This window comes from Burkholderia sp. LMU1-1-1.1, assembly GCF_040675865.1.
Lineage (GTDB): Bacteria > Pseudomonadota > Gammaproteobacteria > Burkholderiales > Burkholderiaceae_D > Rugamonas.
Map to the genome: position 1 here is coordinate 144890 of NZ_JBEGHG010000007.1, position 17328 is coordinate 162217.

Consider the following 17328-nt stretch of genomic DNA (forward strand, 5'->3'; position numbering starts at 1 on the left):
AGGCGGAACGCCGTAATCCGCCAAGAGCCGCCAACACCGTCACATCCAAATCCGATAAATCCAATACCGCTCATCCCCCGAGCCCAGCACGCGCGCCAGCTCCAGCGGCGTATGCCCGGTGATCTCCCTCGCCTCCCGGCAGAAATGCGCCTGGTCCGCATACCCGCCGCGCGCGGCCACGTCAGCCCACACCACCCTGCCGGCCAGGTAATCGTCGCGCGCCTCGAAGAACGACTGCTCGGCGCGCCGCAGCCGCAGCAACTTGCGCAGCGGCTGCCCGGCGCGCGCCTTGATGCGCCGCTCGACGCTGCGCAGCCCGCGCCCGAGCGCGCTGTCGGCCGCCTGCCAGGCCAGATGGCGCACCCACTCGCGCGCCATGTCACCCATGCCGGTCGACCGCGTGGCCCGCCACAGCGGCGTCAGGAACGCCTCCAGCACCACCATCCGCGCGTCGTCGTCGGCGGCGGCCAGCACCGCCTCGGCCATCGCCGCCCAGCGCGGGCCGAGCGCCTGGTCCACCGGCGCGACGCGGTCGACCCAGGCGGCGATGTCGATCCCGCCCAGCGCGTGCATGGCCTGCGGATAGAACAACACCACGAACAAGCGCACCGGGCCGGGATTGTAGGTCAGCATGGGCCGCGTCTGCGGCCCGCAGAAGGCCACGCGCACCGACCCTTTCGGCAAGTCCGTTGGCCGCACCACCTCCACCTCGCCCTCCATGTAAAAACTGATGGAGCACAGCGGCGTGGCGGGGAAATGATTGAAGCGGTCGCCCTCCGCCAGCGGCGCCTCCACGGTGCTGCGCGTGACGCAGGCGCGCACGCAGGAAGCCAGCGCCAGGGGCGGCAGGATCAGGCGGGTCGGGTCGGGAACGTTGGTGGACATCGCCAAAGTCTAACCCAAAGCGCGGACGCGCGCGGCGTGTCGCAAACGTTCAATACACCGCCTCCGCGAGGGGACATAGTGGGACAATGCAGAACCATGGAGATACCCGATAATGGACAACACCTTACCGCTTGCCTTGCGTGAAATCGACGACCTGCCCGGCCCCGCCCCATGGCCGCTGTTGGGCAACCTGCCGCAGATCACACCGCTGCGCATCCACCAGGATGTCGAAGCCTGGAGCCGCCGATACGGCCCGCTGTTCAAGATCCGCTTCGGCCGCACCGACATCGTGGTGCTGGCCAGCCACGAGCTGGTCGGCGCGGCGCTGCGCGACCGGCCCGACGGCTTCCGCCGGCCCGCGATCACCAGCGACGTCGGCGAGGAGATGGGCGGTCGTCCCGGCGTGTTCGTGGCCGAGGGCGCGACCTGGCGCGAGCAGCGCCGCATGGTGATGGCGGCGCTGTCGCCGCACGCGGTCAAGGCCTACTTCCCGGCGCTGGTGGCCGTGGCGCTGCGCCTGCGCGAGCACTGGCGGCGGGCGGTGGCCGGCAACCACGCGATCGACCTGACCGACGACCTGAAACGCTTCAGCGTGGACGTCATCGCCGGACTGGCATTCGGCACAGACGTCAACACCATCGACGGCGGCGAGGACGTCATCCAGCGCCACCTGGACATCATCCTGCCGGCGGTGGCGCGCCGTACCATCGCGCTGGTTCCGTACTGGCGCTACGTGCGCCTGCCGCAGGACCGGCAACTCGACGCCAGCGTGGCCGCGCTCAACGACTCGATCGACGCGCTGATCGCGTCGGCGCGCGCGAAGCTCGTCGCCGAACCGGCGCGGCGCGAGCACCCGGCCCACTTGCTCGACGCGATGATCTGCGCGGCCGACGAGGGCGGCGGCATCGACGACCGCGCCATCGCCGGCAACGTCATGACGATGTTGCTGGCCGGCGAGGACACCACCAGCCACACGCTGGCGTGGATGCTGTATCTGCTGCAGAAAAATCCGGCGGCGTTGCGCAAGGCGCGCGACGAGGTGGCGCGCGTGGCGCCCGATCCGGCGGCGCTGACGATCGCACAGATGGACGGCCTGGACTACCTGAACGCCTGCGCGCAGGAGGCGATGCGGCTCAAGCCGGTGGCGCCGTTCATTCCGCTCGAAGCCCTGCGCGAGACCGTGATCGGCGATGTGCGCATCCCCAAGGGGGGATTGATCTGGTGCGTGATGCGCAACGACAGCGTCGACGAAACGCACGTGCCGCGCGCCGACGCCTTCGAGCCGGAGCGCTGGCTGCGCGAAGGCGAAGGGGCGATCGACAAGCACCTGTCGATGCCGTTCGGCGCCGGCGTGCGCACCTGCCCCGGGCGCTACCTGGCGCTGCTGGAGATCAAGCTCGCCAGCGCGATGCTGCTGAGCAGCTTCGATATCGCGTCCATCGACACCGTGGACGGCGAGGAACCGGAGGAGTTGATGGGGTTTACAATGTCGCCGATTGGCCTAAAGATGCGTCTTACGTCTTAGGCGATCCGCGTGACCACGCTGTTGCGCGGCGTCGCGTCCTCGTGGAACAGGTCGAACAGGTATTCGCACAACTCCTCGTCGGCGACGTCGTCGGGAACGATGAAGTCGGCCGGGCGGCGCTTGCCCTCCGCGCCCAGCTCGAACGTCCGCCGTTCCCCCGCCCCGCCGCGTATCGCAATCATCCGCCCGAAGACATTGAATCGAAACTCTTTCATCACGCCCTCCCCTTTGATCAAGGAAGTATATACTCGAGCGTCGCCAAGTATGATTCAAAGGATGGTATGAAGATGTTGTCTCGCGTTGACGCGAACCTTGCAGAACAAATAACCCGGCAATTCCCCGGCCTGAACGACATCTGGCAGCTCGGCGCCGATGGCGGCATGGGGCGCGTGGCGATCTCCGTGTTCGACCACTGGCTCGACGACGAATCCGAATGGCACCTGATGGCGTGTTTCGAGGGCGAGGAGCGCGAGCGCAGGAATCAGAAGATGCTGGCCCACTGGGCCGCGCTGTACGACCTGACGCCGGTGTACACGCTGCGCTATCGCGGCCGCTGGCCCGCCAAGGCCAAACCCGTCATCAAGCGCTACACCAACCGCGACGGCTTCCTGATCCAGTCGCGCTACGACAAACACCACCCGCCGTCCCAGTTCCTGATCATGCCGGAGCTGGGCTGCATCTGCGCCGCCGGTTGGGACGACACCAACATCCTGTACTTCCACGACAAGGCGCAGGCCGCGCCGGTGCTTGAACTGGCCGCCAAGGCCGGCCTGTTTTGCCTCGAGGGCGACGCGGCCTGATAGGCGCGACTTTAGCCCTCCCGGTGCGCGGCGAACCCGGTCAGGCCGGGCGCCACGTCGTCGCGCAGGGTTAGCTGCGGAATGTCGTAGTCACCGCCGTTCTGCGGACGGAAGGCGATTGGCGTGGCCGTCGCCAGCGTGTCGAGACGCCGCCCCAGCTCATCGCGGATCGTGTCGAAACGCGCCTCGTCCACCCTGCTGGTGCGGTACACCACGAACGGCGGCAGCACCTCGAAGCCCGGGTAATATAAAACGCCATGCTGGATCGGGAACAGGATGTCGTCGATCGGGCCGTTGATGCCGCGCGCGCCATAATGGGATTCCCAGCCGCCGGTGGTCACGATCAGCATCGCGCGCTTGCCCGCCAAACTGCCCTCGCCGTAGCGGTTACCCCATCGCCGGTCGGAATGCTCTCCCACGCCGTAGGCGAAACCATGGGCATAGACCCGTTCGACCCAGCCCTTCAGAATCGCCGGCATCGAGAACCACCACATCGGGAACTGCAGGATCACGGCATCGGCCCACAACAGCTTTTGCTGTTCGAGGGCGATGTCCGCGCTTTGCCGGCCGCCCTCGAAGGCGCGCTTGGAATCGAGCGCGGCGTCGAAGCGTTGGGTCGCCGCGCCATCGAGGCTGTCGTCCGCGTCCAGCGCGGGCTTCCACTTCATCGCATACAGATCGGAGACTTGCACGCTGTGACCGGCCGCCTCTAAGCGGTCGACCGTGAAGTTTTTAATGGAACCGTTCAGGGACAACGGTTCGGGATGGGCGTAGACGATAAGGACGTTCATGACAGTGGCTCCTGATGGAAAGCATACAGCGTAGGCCCGCCTCAGGTATATTGGAAATGAATTCCCAATATAGCAGGTATTAAGATGAATAATTTACGGCGACTCGACCTGAATCTACTGGTGACGCTCGACGTTCTGCTGTCGGAGCACAACGTCACGCGCGCGGCGCGGCGGCTCAACTTTTCGCAGCCCTCGATCAGCGTGCACCTGGCCAAGCTGCGCGACATCTTCGGCGACCCGCTGCTGTTGCCCGGGCCGCGCGGCATGAAGCCGACAGCCAGGGCCGAGGAGCTGCGTGACCCCCTGCGGCGGGCGCTGGAAGCGCTCGGGCGCGCGGTGTCGCCGGCGCAGCCGTTCGAGCCGTCGAAAGCGGATCAAACGTGGCGCGTCGCCGCCACCGACTACGGCGAATCGACCATCCTGCTGCCCGCGCTCGCCGGCCTGCGCGCGCTGGCGCCCGGCACCCGGCTGGCGGTGCTGGAGATGAACCCCGCGCGCATCGCGCGGCAAGCGGAACAAGGCGAAATCGACCTCGCCTTCCACACCGCCGAAGGCTCGCCGCCGGGCATGCGGAGACGCACCTTGTTCGCCGAGCGCTATGTGCTGGCCGGCCGAGGCGCTCATCCGCGCCTGAAGCGGAAACCGACCCTGAAGCAGTTTTGCGCGCTGGAGCACGTGCTGGTGTCGTCCGATGGCGGCGGCTTCCACGGCGTCACCGACGCGGCGCTGGCGCAAGTCGGCCTGGCGCGCCGGGTGGCTCTATCGGTGCCGCACTTCCTGTTCATGGCGTCGGTCCTGCAAAGCACGGACCTGGTGGCGATGCTGCCGGAGCGGCTGGTGCGCGACAACCCGGCACTCAAGGTGGTCGAGCCGCCGGTCGAAGTGCCCGGCTACGAAATGGCGATGCTGTGGCACGAACGCTCGCACCGCGACCCCGCCCACCAATGGCTGCGTGAGCATATCCAGAAATCGGTGTAATGGCGGAAGTGGCGTGACCAGACACTGGAGACACGTAGGGCGGATTAGGCGGAACGCCGTAATCGGCCATGCATGCGTCAACGAGGCGCACGCATGGCCGATTACGCTACGCTAATCCGCTCTACGTAAACCTGGGCAAAAAAAAACCGCCCGGCTTGCGCCGGACGGCATCGACGTCCAAGCGTCGTTTCGGGTATTAACGCAAACCGCTGGCCGCCTTGGCCAGGTCGGTGATGCGGCCCCAGTCGCCGGCGGCGATGGCGTCCTTCGGCGTCAGCCACGAGCCGCCCACGCAGGCGACGTTCTTCAACGCCAGGAACTGCGATGCCGTCTCCTGCGAGATTCCGCCGGTCGGGCAGAACGTCACGTCCGGCAGCGGGCCGTTGATCGCGTTGAGCATGCCGATGCCGCCGGCCGGCACCGCCGGGAACAGCTTCAGTTGGCGGAAGCCCTGCTCCCGCGCGGCCATCACTTCCGACGGCGTCATCACGCCCGGCAGCAGCGGCAGGCCGCTGCTCTTGGCGGCGGCGATCAGCGCGGCCGTCAGGCCCGGCGACACGCCAAACACCGCGCCGGCGTCGCGCGCGGCGGCGAATTCCTCCGGCTGCGTCAACGTGCCGACGCCGACGATGGCGCCTTCCACTTCCGACATGGCGCGGATCGCGCCCAGGCCGTGCTTGGTGCGCAGGGTGACTTCCAGCACGCGGATGCCGCCGGCCACCAGCGCGCGCGCCAGCGGCACGGCGTGTTCGGGTTCGTCAATCGCGATCACCGGGATCACGGCGGAGGTACGCATAATATCGAGCAGGGTCATGGTCATGATTTACGCTTCTTTCTTCATCGAGAAATCTTCATCGGAACCCGGCACGGTGTTGCCGACCGGGTCTTTGTCATGCAGGCCGACGATCGTCGGAATCGGCGACGGCAGCGGGAACGTGGTCGCGCCCTTCTCCGCCTCGCACACGCTGTGGCGGAACATGGCGAACAGCTCGCGGCCCATGCCGACACTGTTAGGCGTCAGGTCGGCCGTGGCCTGTTCGCGCGCGGCCCACACGGCCGGCTCCACCAGCGCCTCCAGCGTGCCGTTCTTGGCGCAGACGCGGATGATGTCGCCGTCACGCACCCGGCCCAGCGGACCACCGGCCAAAATCTCCGGCGACACGTGGATCGCCGCCGGCACCTTGCCCGACGCGCCCGACATGCGGCCGTCGGTCACCAGCGCCACGTGGCGGCCGGCGTCCTGCAGGTTGGCCAGCGCCGGCGTCAGCGCGTGCAGTTCCGGCATGCCGTTGGCGCGCGGGCCCTGGAAGCGCAGCACGGCGACGAAGTCGCGATCGAGCTGGCCGGCCTTGTAGGCGTCCATGAAGTCTTCCTGCGAGTTGAATACCAGCGCCGGCGCTTCCACCGTCTGGTGCTCCGGCTTGACCGCCGACACCTTCATCACAGCGCGACCCAGATTGCCCTTGACCAGCACCGTGCCGCCGTCCGGCGAGAACGGCGCGGTGATCTTGCGCAGCACCGCCTCGTCGCCCGATTCGGCCGGCGCGTCGCGCCATACAACGCCCTGTCCCGCCTCGCCCAGGAACGGTTCGGCGCAGTGCGCGCGCAAACCCTTGCCCAGGATGGTGGTGACGTCGTCGTGCAGCAGGCCGCCGTTGAGCAGCTCGCGGATCACGAAGCCGGTGCCGCCGGCGGCGTGGAAGTGGTTGACGTCGGCGTTGCCGTTCGGGTAGATGCGCGTCAGCAGCGGCACCACCTTCGACAGCTCGTCGAAGTCGTCCCAGTCGATAACGATGCCGGCCGCCTTGGCGATGGCCACCAGGTGCAGGGTATGGTTGGTCGAGCCGCCGGTCGTCAGCAGCGCGACGACGGCGTTGACGATGGCTTTTTCATCGACCACGTGGCCGACCGGCAGGTATTCGTCCGATTGCGCGGTGATGACGGCCGCGCGGCGGGCGGCGGCCTTGGTCAGTTCGTCGCGCAGCGGCGTGTTCGGGGTGATGAAGGCGGCGCCCGGCAGGTGCAGGCCCATGACCTCCATCAGCATCTGGTTGCTGTTGGCGGTGCCGTAGAAGGTGCAGGTGCCGGCGCCGTGGTAGGACTGCGACTCGCCTTCGAGCAGCTCGGCGCGGCCGACCTTGCCCTGCGCATACAGCTGGCGGATCTTGGCTTTCTCGGAGTTCGACAGGCCGGTCGTCATCGGGCCGGCCGGCACGAACACCGCCGGCAGGTGGCCGAAGTGCAGCGCGCCGATCAGCAGGCCCGGCACGATCTTGTCGCACACGCCCAGGTAGACGGCCGAGTCGAACATATTGTGCGACAGCGCGATCGCGGTCGACATGGCGATGGCGTCGCGCGAGAACAGCGACAGCTCCATGCCCGGCTGGCCCTGCGTGACGCCGTCGCACATGGCGGGCGTGCCGCCGGCGAACTGCGCCACCGCGCCCACTTCGCGCACGGCGTCCTTGATCAGCGCCGGGAAGCCCTCGAACGGCTGGTGCGCCGACAGCATGTCGTTGTAAGCCGAGACAATCGCCACCGACGGCTTCTTCAATTCCTTCAACGACAGCTTGTCGTTGGCGGGGAAGGCGGCGAAGCCGTGCGCCAGGTTCGTGCACGCCAGGGTGCCGCGCTGCACGCCCTTCACGCGCGCCGCCTCCAGGTGCGCCAGGTACGCGCCGCGCGAAGGTTTGCTACGCTCGATGATGCGAGCGGTGACACTTTCCAAGACCGGATGCAACGCCATAATTGTTCCTTATGAATGAATTCCGTGAAATTTTACTACAAAATCTCAAAACCGACTGTTTTTTCTCTTTTTTAGCTGGCAAAACGCTGGCTACCGCCGGCACCGGAAACGCATCCTGGCATGCAGGGAAAACCACCTCCAGAGCGATAAAAATTCTATTCTTTCAATAGTGTCGTAGTGAATTTACCGGGTTTTCATGTATGATTCCCTCAGCTTGTTCACGCATCCCTCCTACCCATCAGACGAAGACGCCCGACCATTATGCGCCAGCCCGCCCTGACCACCACCGCCAGCTTCAAAGCCCTCGAATCCCACGCCGTCGACGCCAAACACTGGCAATTGCGCCAGCTGTTCGCGCACGACGCCAAGCGCTTCCCGACCCTGACGGTCGACGCGGCCGGCCTGTTCCTCGATTATTCCAAGAACCGCCTGACCGGCACCACCATCGATCTGCTGCTCGACCTGGCCCGCGAGCGTGGCGTCGAAGCCAAGCGCGACGCCATGCTCAGTGGCGAGAAGATCAATATTACAGAACATCGCGCCGTACTGCACACCGCGCTGAGATTGCCGCGCGGCAAGAGTTTGACGGTCGACGACCAGGATATCGGCGCCGACGTCCACGCCGTGCTCGACCACGTCAAGGAATTCACCGACCAGGTCCGCTCCGGCGCCTGGCTCGGCCACACCGGCAAGCCGATCACCGACGTCGTCAACATCGGCATCGGCGGCTCGGACCTGGGTCCGAAGATGGCCGTGCTGGCGCTGCGCTCGTACGCCCACCCGCGCCTGAAGATGCACTTCGTCTCCAACGTCGACGGCCACGACATGGACGCCGCGCTGGCCCTGGTCGATCCAGAGACCACCCTGTTCATCATCGCCTCCAAGACCTTCGTCACGGCCGAGACGATGCTCAACGCCGGCACCGCCCGCACCTGGTTCCTCAAAACGGCCAAGGAAGAGGACCTGGCGCGCCACTTCGTCGCCGTCTCCACCAACACCGAGGCGGTCAAGGCCTTCGGCATCGACCCGGCCAACATGTTCCCGTTCTGGGACTGGGTCGGCGGCCGTTATTCGGTCTGGTCGGCGATCGGCCTGGCCGTCGCGCTGGCGGTCGGCTACGGCTACTTCAGCGACTTCCTGGCCGGCGCCCACGCCATGGACGAACACTTCCGCACCGCGCCCCTGGAACAGAACATGCCTGTGCTGCTGGCCATGGTCGGCTTCTGGAACCGCCAGTTCCTCGGCGCCGGCTCGCTGTCGATCGCGCCCTACCACCAGGATTTGAACCGCTTCCCGGCCTACCTGCAGCAGCTCGACATGGAAAGCAACGGCAAGCGCGTCACCCGCGACGGCGCCGAAGTCGACACGCCGACCTGCCCGGTGGTCTGGGGCGAATGCGGCACCAACGCGCAACACGCCTACTTCCAGCTGCTACACCAGGGCACCGACGTCACGCCGATCGACTTCATCGCCACCCTGCGCGCCACCCACGACCTGCCGGGCCACCACGACTCGCTGCTGGCGAACTGCTTCGCCCAGTCGGAAGCCTTCATGACCGGCAAGACCGCCGACGAGGTGCGCGCCGACCTGGCCGCGCAAAAAAAGAGCGCCGAGGAAATCGAAGCGCTGGTGCCGCACAAGACCTTCCCGGGCAACCGCCCGTCCAACACCATTCTGATGGACCAGTTGACGCCATCGACCCTGGGCGCGCTGATCGCGCTGTACGAGCACAAAACCTTCGTGCAGGGCGTGCTGTGGGACGTCAACAGCTTCGACCAGTGGGGTGTGGAGCTGGGCAAGGTGCTGGCCAAGAACATCCACGCCGAACTGACGGGTGAGGTCCAGCCGGAGCGCCACGACAGCTCGACCAACGGCCTCATCATCATGGCCAAAGCGGCCCAGCACATTTGAGCCCGGGGACGACCATGAGCGCACCGCACATCGAAGTGGCCTACGACGCCGTCATGCAAACGGGCGAATGCCCGCTGTGGCACGAGGGGGAACAGGCGCTGTACTGGGTAGACATTCCCGCCTTCACCGTGCACCGGCTCGACCCGGCCAGCGGCGAGCACCGCGCCTGGCGGCTGTCGAGCGAACCGGCCAGCCTGGCCGTCAGCGACAACGGCGGTTTGATCGTCGCCATGCGCGCCGGCTTTTATCATCTCGACACCGGCGCCGACGACGTGCGCATCACCGAGATCGCCCCGGCGCCGTACGACACCTCGGTGGCCCGCTTCAACGACGGCCGGGTCGATCCGGCCGGGCGCTTCTGGGTCGGCACCATCTACGAGCCGCGCGACCGGCCGGCCGCCGAGATGTTCGTGCTGGAGCGCGGCGAGGTCCGCAAGGCCTGGTCGGGCGGCATGACCAACTCGAACGGGCTCGGTTTCAGCCCGGACGGCAAAACCATGTACCACGCCGACACGACGGCGCACCTGGTGCGGCGCTTCGACTTCGACGTCGACGGCGGCACGGTGGAGAACCAGCGGCCGTTGATGCAGTTCTCGGCCGACAAGGCGAATAATTATGGCGGGCGGCCGGACGGCGCGGCGGTCGATAGCGACGGCAACTACTGGAGCGCGCTGTTCGAGGGCGGGCGGCTGGTCAAGTTGTCGCCGGAGGGCGAGCTGCTCGACGAGATCAAGCTGCCGCTGCGCTGCCCGACGATGCTGGCCTTCGGCGGCGCCGATTTGCGCACCTTGTACGTCACCAGCGCCGGTGAACGGCCGGCGGCGGAGCTGGCGCAGTACCCGCTCAGCGGCAAGCTGCTGGCGATCAAGGTCGATGTCGCCGGTCGCGTGAATCCGCAGTACCGGAATTAATTGGCGTCGCGGGCGGCTCACACATGGCGGATTACGCTGCGCTAATCCGCCCTACGTGCCTCCGATGCTCCGCGCGTGACATGGGAGAATCGCACATCGCACGACAGCGGCACGCGGCATGGACGAACCAAGGATCCACGTAGGGCGGATTAGGCGGCACGCCGTAATCCGCCGCGCGCCGCCACAGTCCAGCCCCGCACCCGGCAAAAACCGGCGCGGCACTGTATAGTACCCCCCACGCCCCAACCAGCAATCCATAACAAAAACACCAACAAAATGTAGTAAAATTACTTGCAATTCACCGCTTACCGTAGTAAATTTACACAATGAAAAATCGCCTCCGGTTATAGTGTCAACCCGGCGGCGGCGCTCCGCAGCGACTCCCATTCAGGCACACCCAACTCTTGCGACGACTCTCAATTATGGCTCTTACCGATTTTGATCTGGTTCTGTTCGGCGGCAGCGGCGATCTGGCGATGCGCAAATTGCTGCCGGCGATGTACGCCCGCGACGTGGCCAACGACCTGCCCCCGACCGCGCGCATCATCTGCGTCGGCCGCGCGGACGCCAGCCAGGAGGACTTCCTGCACACGGTCGAAACCACCTCCAAGCCCCACATCAAGTCGCCCGCCGTCACCCCGGCCGCCTGGACCCGCTTCACCGCGCGCATCGTCTACGTGTCCCTGAACGCCACCGACTCGGGCAGCTACAAGAACCTGGTCGAGGCGCTGCGCAAGGACGACGCCATCACCCGCGTCTACTACCTGGCCACGCCGCCGGCGATCTTCTCGCAGATCTGCGACAACCTCAAGGAAAACGGCCTGGTCACCAAGAACTCGCGCGTGGTGCTGGAAAAGCCGCTCGGGCGCGACCTCGCCTCGGCCAAGCAGATCAACGCCGAGGTGGGCAAGGTCTTCGAGGAATCGCAGATCTACCGGATCGACCACTACCTCGGCAAGGAAACCGTGCAGAACCTGCTGGCCCTGCGCTTCGGTAACATCCTGTTCGAGCCGCTGTGGCGCCGCGAATGGATCTCCGACGTCCAGATCACCATCGCCGAGAAACTCGGCGTCGGCAACCGCATGGGTTACTACGACACCTCCGGCGCGCTGCGCGACATGCTGCAAAACCACCTGCTGCAACTGCTGTGCATCGTCGCCATGGAGCCGCCGACCTCGATCGCCCCGGACGCGGTGCGCGACGCCAAGCTGCAAGTGCTGCGCTCGCTCAAAAAATTCACCCCGACCACCCTGGCGCAAAACATCGTGCGCGGCCAGTACCGCGCCGGCCACGTCGACGGCAAGGCCGTGCCGAGCTACCGCGACGAGCCGGACGCGCCGGAACACTCGCGCACCGAGACCTTCGTCGCCATGAAGGCCGAGATCGATACGTGGCGCTGGGCCGGCGTGCCGTTCTACCTGCGCACCGGCAAGCGCATGGCCGACGGCCTGGCCGAGATCGTCGTGCGCTTCAAGCAGATCCCGCACTCGATCTTCGCCCAGCCGACCAACAGCTTCCAGCCCAACTCGCTGGTGATCCGCCTGCAGCCCGACGAGGGCCTGCGCATGAACCTGATGGCCAAGACGCCGGGCGACGGCATGCGCTTGAAGCAAGCCGAGCTGGAACTGGACTTCCGCGAATCGTTCAAGTCGCCCCGCATGGACGCCTACGAGCGCCTGCTGCTCGACGTGCTGCGCGGCCAATTGACCCTGTTCATGCGCGGCGACGAATTGGAAGCGGCGTGGGAATGGGTCGAACCGATCCTGAACAACTGGGAAGCCGACGACAGCTACCCGATCCCGTACGCCTCCGGCACCTGGGGTCCGGCCGCCGCCTCCGCGCTGATCGGCCGCGACGGCCTGCAGTGGCGCGAAGAAGCGCTGCCGGAAGACTAAGACCAGGCCTGACGCTCCGATGCTGCTCGATTCCATCCGCACCCAGCTCGACTCGCTCTCCAAATCGGAGCGCAAAGTCGCGCTGGCCGTGCTCGACCACCCCGGCCAGACGGTCAGCCAGAACATCACCGCGCTCGCCAAGAGCGCGCAAGTGTCCGAGCCGACCGTCGTGCGCTTCTGCCGCACCCTGGGCTACGACGGCTGGCACGAGTTCAAGCTCAAACTGGCGCAGGGGCTGGCCTTGGCCCTGCCCGGCCTGAACGAGCAGCCGACCCAGGACGACCTCGCGGCCGATCTGGTCAACAAAATCTGCAGCCGCTCGATCAACACCCTGCTGGACCTGCGCAACAACCTCGATCCGGACGCGATCCAGAAGGCGCTCGACATCCTGGCCAAAGCCAACAAGATCGAGTTCTACGGCCAGGGCACCTCCGGCATCGTGGCCGCCGACGCCCAGCACAAGTTCTTCCGCTCCGGCGTGCCGACGGTGGCCTACGCCGACCCGCACATCCACAGCATCGCCGCCGCCCTGTTGCGCACCGGCGACGCGGTGGTCGCCATCTCCCAACGCGGCAACAGCCCGTCGCTGGTGCGCTCGATCAAGCTGGCCCGCCGCGGCGGCGCCGACGTCATCGTGCTGGCGCCGTCGGGCACGCCGCTGGCCGACCTGGCCACGGTGCTCATCCCGATCGACCTGATCTTCAACATCGACCCCTACACGCCGATCTCGGCGCGCCTGGCCTACCTGGTCGTCATCGACGTGCTGGCCGTCGGCCTGGCGCTGCAGCGCGGCCCGGAATTCCGCAAGAAGATGCAGAACGCCCAAAAGGCGCTGCAAGAGTTCGACTTGCAATTCGACTCCTTCATCGGCTAAGCTCTCGCCTTACAAAAAAACCACTACCTGCTCCCGTGGGTGTGCTGGCGTACGTGGGCTTCGCGCTGGCCCTCCTATAATTCTTGCTGTGCTACAGTGTGTCTGTTTTTTACGCAGACGCAATATTGCAGTTTGCACACGCAGTACGTTCGTGGCCGACGAGCCCCCGAGAGTGGACATGACTACCTTTACCTCCTATACCGCCCAACCCGCAGTGCGCATCCCGCTGCTGCAGACGGGCGTGTCCGGCCTCGACCAGATCCTCGGCGGCGGCTTTCCGGCCCACAGCCTGTATCTGATCCAGGGCCTGGCCGGCAGCGGCAAGACCACGCTGGCCTGCCAGATCGGCTTCCAGCACGCCCACCAGGGCAAGAAAGTGCTGATCCTGACCCTGATCGCCGAGACCCACGGCAAAATGCTCAACCACCTGAGCAGCTTCTCCTTCTTCGACGAGAAACTGGTCGGCGAGCGCATCGTCTTCCTCGGCGCCTACAACGAACTGCTCAAGGGAGGCCTGCGCGAGCTGCTCAAGTCGATCGCCGCCACGCTGGCCGACCAGCGCCCCGACATCATGATCATCGACGGCTTCCGCACCGTGCGCGAGGCCAAGCCGTCGGACGTGGCGCTGTCCGAGTTCATGCTGTCGCTGAACTCGCTGGTGGCGACCATGCAGTGCACCACCTTCCTGCTCTCGCCCACCGAGGGCAACGTGGCCGACTCCGAAAACACGCTGGTCGACGGCTTGATCGAGCTGAGCCAGTACGAGCAGGGCTTGCAGCTGATCCGCGAGATCAAGGTTTTCAAGTTGCGCGGAAGCAAGCACCTGCTGGGCCGGCACGTGTTCGAGGTCGGCGCCGACGGCATCGCCATCTACCCGCGCCTGGAGGCCGTCAGCACCGTCTCCGGCGCCACCCCGGCCGTCTCGCGCCAGCGCCTCGGCTTCGGCATCGAGGGCTGGGACAAGCTGACCAACGGCGGCGTGGCGCGCGGTTCGACCACGGCGCTGCTGGGCAATCCGGGCGTCGGCAAAACCCTGATGGGCCTGCATTTCATCTACGAGGGCCTGAAGCGCGGCGAGCATTGCCTGATCGCCGGCTTCTACGAGTCGCCGCTGCGGCTGCTGGAAAAGTCGGCCAGCGTCGGCATGGACATGACGCCCTACTACGACAGCGGCGCGCTCGAGATCATCTGGCACCCGCCGCTCGAGGTGCTGGTCGACGCCATGGCCCAGGACATGCTGCGCAATGTCGAGCGGCGCGGCGTCACCCGTCTGCTGATGGACGGGCTGGACGGCCTGCGCGAGATCGTCATCCACGAGGGCCGCTCGCGCTCCTTCCTGGCCGCGCTGGTCAACGAGCTGCGCTGCCGCAACGTCACGAGCTTTTTCACGCAAGAGCTGCCGTACTTCGGCACCGGACCGGCGCACAGCGAGGTGTCGGCCTCGATGTTGTTCGAAAACATCATCCTGTTGCGCTATGTCGACGTGCGCGGCATCAACCGGCGCCAGATCGGCGTGCTCAAGCTGCGCGAGAACAGCTACGACGCGGCCAACCACATCCTGCTCATCACCGACCAAGGCATGACGATCGAGGGCGCCGTGTTCGGTCCGGTCGTGCCGCCGCAGACGCTATAGCGAGATGACATGAGCGACTCCCCGGCTATCATGGACGCCAACCCGGATGGAAAAATCATCCTGGTGGTCGACGACGAGTTCGACGTCCTGTCGGCGTACACGATGCTGTTCGAATACCGCGGCTACCGCGTGCGCACCGCCGGCAACGGCGCCGAGGCGCTGCAGCTGGCCGCGCGCGAGCGGCCGGACATCGTCGTCTCCGACTACATGATGCCGGTGATGGACGGCGCCCAGTTGTGCCTGCGGTGGCGCGCCGATCCGCACCTGGCCGACATCCCCTTCATCCTGGCCAGCGCCGGCATCCCGCGCAAGGACGAGGTGCTGCCCTACGACACCTTCTTCCGCAAGCCGATCCGCTTCGAAGTGCTGCTGGCCGAGATCGCCCGCCTGATCGACGGACGGGAACGGACCTGAACCGGTGCCGGCCACCTTGGTCGCCGTCGTCCTGTTCGCCGCGCTGCTGCACGCCGGCTGGAACGCGCTGGTCAAATCCGGCACCGACAAATTCCTCAGCACCACCCTGGTTTCGGGCGGCGCCGCGCTGGTGGCGCTGCCGCTGCTGCCGTGGCTGACGCCGCCGCTGCCGGCCAGCTGGCCGTGGATGGCGGCCTCCGCCTGCTGCCAGGTGGCCTACAACCGGCTGCTGGCGGCGGCCTACCGGCACGGCGACATGAGCCTGGCCTACCCGCTGATGCGCGGCGTGGCGCCGCTCATCGTGGCGCTGGCCAGCCTGCCGCTGCTCGGCGAGCGCTTGGCGCCGGCGCAGTTGGCCGCCGTCGCGCTGATCTGCGGTGGCGTGCTGGCGATGTGCCTGCCGCGCGGACGCCACGCGGCGGCGGCGATGGCGGGCGCCGACCACGCGGCGGCCCGCCATGCGGGCCGCCGCGCCGCCGGCTTCGCCCTGCTCAACGCCGTCGTCATCGCCGGCTACACCATGATCGACGGCATCGGCGTGCGCCGCTCGGGCGCGCCGGCCGCCTACACGACGTGGCTGTTCGTGCTCACGGCCGCCGGTCTGCTGGCGAGCGCGCCGGGCCGCTGGCCGGAACTGCCGGCCTACGCGCGCCGCCACGCCGGCGTGGTGCTGCTCGGCGGCGCAGGCTCGCTGGCCTCCTACGGGCTGGCGCTGTGGGCCATGACGCACGCGCCGGTGGCGGCCGTGGCGGCGCTGCGCGAGACATCGATCTTCTTCGCCGCCGCCATCGCCGTGCTGTTCCTGCGCGAACGGCTGGCGCCGGGCCGCGTCGCCGCCGTGCTGCTGATCGCCTGCGGCGCCGCCGTCATGCGCCTGGCGTAACCTGCCGTGCAATCCGAGGCTTATTGTCGGGAAATATAGCCACTATTGCGCGCGCTTGCTTTCCGGACCCGCCGCCCTTGAGTACAATAAGACAACGCAATCCCCTTACCTCTGATTGGCAGCGCACATGAACCAACTCGAACAGCTCAAACAATTCACCACCGTCGTCGCCGACACCGGCGACTTCCAGTCGATCCAGGCCTACACCCCGCGCGACGCCACCACCAACCCGTCGCTGATCCTCAAGGCGGTGCAAAAGGACGAATACAAGCCGCTGCTGGAAAAAGCCGTGCGCGACAACCTCGACCGCTCGATCCCGGACACCATCGACCACCTGCTGGTCGCCTTCGGCAAGCAGATCCTGCGCATCATCCCGGGCCGCGTGTCGACCGAGATCGACGCCCGCCTGTCGTTCGACGTCGAGGGCTCGGTGGCCAAGGGCCGGGACCTGATCAAGCTGTACGAGGCGGCCGGCATCGAGCGCGAACGCGTACTCATCAAGATGGCCGCCACCTGGGAGGGCATCCGCGCCGCCGAGATCCTGGAAAAGGAAGGCATCCGCTGCAACATGACCTTGCTGTTCTCGCTGGGCCAGGCGATCGCCTGCGCCGACGCCGGCGCCCAGCTGATCTCGCCGTTCGTCGGCCGCATCTACGACTGGTACAAGAAATCCACCGGCCTCGACTATACAGGCGCCGAAGACCCGGGCGTGCAGTCGGTCAAGCGCATCTACAACTACTACCGCAAGTTCGGCTACAAGACCGAGGTCATGGGCGCGAGCTTCCGCAACACCGGCCAGATCCTGGAACTGGCCGGCTGCGACCTGCTCACCATCAGCCCGGACCTGCTGCAGAAGCTGGCCGACACCGACGCTCCGGTCGAGCGCAAGCTCAGCGCCGACAAAGTGCCGGCGTCGGGCATCATCAAACTGACGCAGGACGAGAAAACCTTCCGCTTCCAGCTCAACGAGGACCAGATGGCGTCCGAGAAGCTGGCCGAGGGCATCCGCGCCTTCTGCGCCGATTCGGGCAAACTGAAACAGATCATCTCCGGCATGCGCTGACCCCGGCATGACGGGCCGG

At 66.6% G+C, this 17328-nt stretch carries 16 protein-coding genes; 11 read left to right on the forward strand and 5 right to left on the reverse strand.

What is annotated here, in order from left to right:
• Positions 1-39 precede the first annotated feature (39 nt).
• Entirely contained in the window at positions 40-885 is an 846-nt protein-coding gene (locus tag MRBLMU1_RS08485) for a DUF6597 domain-containing transcriptional factor (protein WP_363499680.1), read from the reverse strand.
• A 112-nt stretch (positions 886-997) separates the two neighbouring features.
• Here MRBLMU1_RS08485 and MRBLMU1_RS08490 point away from each other — a divergent pair, with 112 nt between their 5' ends.
• Entirely contained in the window at positions 998-2410 is a 1413-nt protein-coding gene (locus tag MRBLMU1_RS08490; protein WP_363499682.1) for a cytochrome P450, read from the forward strand.
• Here the strand turns inward: MRBLMU1_RS08490 and MRBLMU1_RS08495 are convergent.
• On the reverse strand, positions 2407-2625 hold the full coding sequence (locus MRBLMU1_RS08495) for a DUF7661 family protein (RefSeq protein ID WP_363499684.1): 219 nt from the start codon (positions 2623-2625) through the stop codon (positions 2407-2409). The genes MRBLMU1_RS08490 and MRBLMU1_RS08495 overlap by 4 nt on opposite strands.
• A 72-nt stretch (positions 2626-2697) precedes the next feature.
• On the opposite strand from MRBLMU1_RS08495, the gene MRBLMU1_RS08500 reads away from it, so the two are divergent.
• Positions 2698-3210, forward strand: a complete 513-nt coding sequence (locus MRBLMU1_RS08500; protein WP_363499686.1) for a hypothetical protein — start codon at positions 2698-2700, stop codon at positions 3208-3210.
• Positions 3211-3221: 11 nt separating this feature from the next.
• Here MRBLMU1_RS08500 and MRBLMU1_RS08505 read toward each other — a convergent pair whose 3' ends face one another.
• Positions 3222-4001 carry an NAD(P)H-dependent oxidoreductase gene (locus MRBLMU1_RS08505; protein ID WP_363499688.1) on the reverse strand — a complete coding sequence of 260 codons (780 nt, stop codon included), beginning with the start codon at positions 3999-4001 and terminating at the stop codon, positions 3222-3224.
• A gap of 84 nt (positions 4002-4085) precedes the next feature.
• Here MRBLMU1_RS08505 and MRBLMU1_RS08510 point away from each other — a divergent pair, with 84 nt between their 5' ends.
• Entirely contained in the window at positions 4086-4979 is an 894-nt protein-coding gene (locus tag MRBLMU1_RS08510) for a LysR family transcriptional regulator (protein ID WP_363499690.1), read from the forward strand.
• Positions 4980-5175: 196 nt separating this feature from the next.
• On the opposite strand, the gene eda is transcribed toward MRBLMU1_RS08510, so the two are convergent.
• Together eda and edd are read right to left on the reverse strand one after the other, a co-directional pair.
• Positions 5176-5799: a bifunctional 4-hydroxy-2-oxoglutarate aldolase/2-dehydro-3-deoxy-phosphogluconate aldolase gene (gene eda / locus MRBLMU1_RS08515; protein ID WP_090315029.1), complete on the reverse strand. Its 624-nt coding sequence runs from the start codon at positions 5797-5799 to the stop codon at positions 5176-5178.
• 3 nt (positions 5800-5802) lie between these two features.
• Positions 5803-7725 carry a phosphogluconate dehydratase gene (gene edd, locus MRBLMU1_RS08520; protein ID WP_363499693.1) on the reverse strand — a complete coding sequence of 641 codons (1923 nt, stop codon included), beginning with the start codon at positions 7723-7725 and terminating at the stop codon, positions 5803-5805.
• Positions 7726-7986: 261 nt separating this feature from the next.
• Between edd and pgi the strand changes: the two genes are divergently transcribed.
• The 8 genes from pgi (at position 7987) to tal (ending at position 17309) form a co-directional block, all read left to right on the forward strand.
• Entirely contained in the window at positions 7987-9636 is a 1650-nt protein-coding gene (gene pgi, locus MRBLMU1_RS08525; RefSeq protein ID WP_363499695.1) for a glucose-6-phosphate isomerase, read from the forward strand.
• A 14-nt stretch (positions 9637-9650) separates the two neighbouring features.
• Positions 9651-10547, forward strand: coding sequence for an SMP-30/gluconolactonase/LRE family protein (locus MRBLMU1_RS08530; protein ID WP_363499697.1), 897 nt, complete (start codon positions 9651-9653; stop codon positions 10545-10547).
• A gap of 422 nt (positions 10548-10969) precedes the next feature.
• Positions 10970-12442: a glucose-6-phosphate dehydrogenase gene (gene zwf / locus MRBLMU1_RS08535; RefSeq protein ID WP_363499699.1), complete on the forward strand. Its 1473-nt coding sequence runs from the start codon at positions 10970-10972 to the stop codon at positions 12440-12442.
• A gap of 19 nt (positions 12443-12461) precedes the next feature.
• Positions 12462-13316 (forward strand): SIS domain-containing protein, encoded by an 855-nt coding sequence (locus MRBLMU1_RS08540; protein WP_090315036.1) that lies wholly within the window; start codon positions 12462-12464, stop codon positions 13314-13316.
• 178 nt (positions 13317-13494) lie between these two features.
• Complete coding sequence (locus MRBLMU1_RS08545) at positions 13495-14949, forward strand: ATPase domain-containing protein (protein ID WP_363499702.1); 1455 nt, start codon at positions 13495-13497, stop codon at positions 14947-14949.
• 9 nt (positions 14950-14958) lie between these two features.
• The gene (locus MRBLMU1_RS08550) at positions 14959-15363 is read left to right on the forward strand and encodes a response regulator (RefSeq protein WP_363499704.1); all 405 of its coding nucleotides are present in this window, start codon (positions 14959-14961) and stop codon (positions 15361-15363) included.
• A gap of 4 nt (positions 15364-15367) precedes the next feature.
• Positions 15368-16246 carry an EamA family transporter gene (locus tag MRBLMU1_RS08555; protein WP_363499706.1) on the forward strand — a complete coding sequence of 293 codons (879 nt, stop codon included), beginning with the start codon at positions 15368-15370 and terminating at the stop codon, positions 16244-16246.
• 127 nt (positions 16247-16373) lie between these two features.
• Entirely contained in the window at positions 16374-17309 is a 936-nt protein-coding gene (gene tal / locus MRBLMU1_RS08560) for a transaldolase (RefSeq protein WP_363499708.1), read from the forward strand.
• The last annotated feature ends 19 nt before the right edge of the window (positions 17310-17328 follow it).

Excerpts from the sequence above, each read along its gene's own strand:
- MRBLMU1_RS08485 (WP_363499680.1), bottom strand. The coding sequence starts at position 885 with ATGTCCACCAACGTTCCCGACCCGACCCGCCTGATCCTGCCGCCCCTG.
- MRBLMU1_RS08490 (WP_363499682.1), top strand. The coding sequence starts at position 998 with ATGGACAACACCTTACCGCTTGCCTTGCGTGAAATCGACGACCTGCCC.
- MRBLMU1_RS08495 (WP_363499684.1), bottom strand. The coding sequence starts at position 2,625 with ATGAAAGAGTTTCGATTCAATGTCTTCGGGCGGATGATTGCGATACGC.
- MRBLMU1_RS08500 (WP_363499686.1), top strand. The coding sequence starts at position 2,698 with ATGTTGTCTCGCGTTGACGCGAACCTTGCAGAACAAATAACCCGGCAA.
- MRBLMU1_RS08505 (WP_363499688.1), bottom strand. The coding sequence starts at position 4,001 with ATGAACGTCCTTATCGTCTACGCCCATCCCGAACCGTTGTCCCTGAAC.
- MRBLMU1_RS08510 (WP_363499690.1), top strand. The coding sequence starts at position 4,086 with ATGAATAATTTACGGCGACTCGACCTGAATCTACTGGTGACGCTCGAC.
- eda (WP_090315029.1), bottom strand. The coding sequence starts at position 5,799 with ATGACCATGACCCTGCTCGATATTATGCGTACCTCCGCCGTGATCCCG.
- edd (WP_363499693.1), bottom strand. The coding sequence starts at position 7,725 with ATGGCGTTGCATCCGGTCTTGGAAAGTGTCACCGCTCGCATCATCGAG.
- pgi (WP_363499695.1), top strand. The coding sequence starts at position 7,987 with ATGCGCCAGCCCGCCCTGACCACCACCGCCAGCTTCAAAGCCCTCGAA.
- MRBLMU1_RS08530 (WP_363499697.1), top strand. The coding sequence starts at position 9,651 with ATGAGCGCACCGCACATCGAAGTGGCCTACGACGCCGTCATGCAAACG.
- zwf (WP_363499699.1), top strand. The coding sequence starts at position 10,970 with ATGGCTCTTACCGATTTTGATCTGGTTCTGTTCGGCGGCAGCGGCGAT.
- MRBLMU1_RS08540 (WP_090315036.1), top strand. The coding sequence starts at position 12,462 with ATGCTGCTCGATTCCATCCGCACCCAGCTCGACTCGCTCTCCAAATCG.
- MRBLMU1_RS08545 (WP_363499702.1), top strand. The coding sequence starts at position 13,495 with ATGACTACCTTTACCTCCTATACCGCCCAACCCGCAGTGCGCATCCCG.
- MRBLMU1_RS08550 (WP_363499704.1), top strand. The coding sequence starts at position 14,959 with ATGAGCGACTCCCCGGCTATCATGGACGCCAACCCGGATGGAAAAATC.
- tal (WP_363499708.1), top strand. The coding sequence starts at position 16,374 with ATGAACCAACTCGAACAGCTCAAACAATTCACCACCGTCGTCGCCGAC.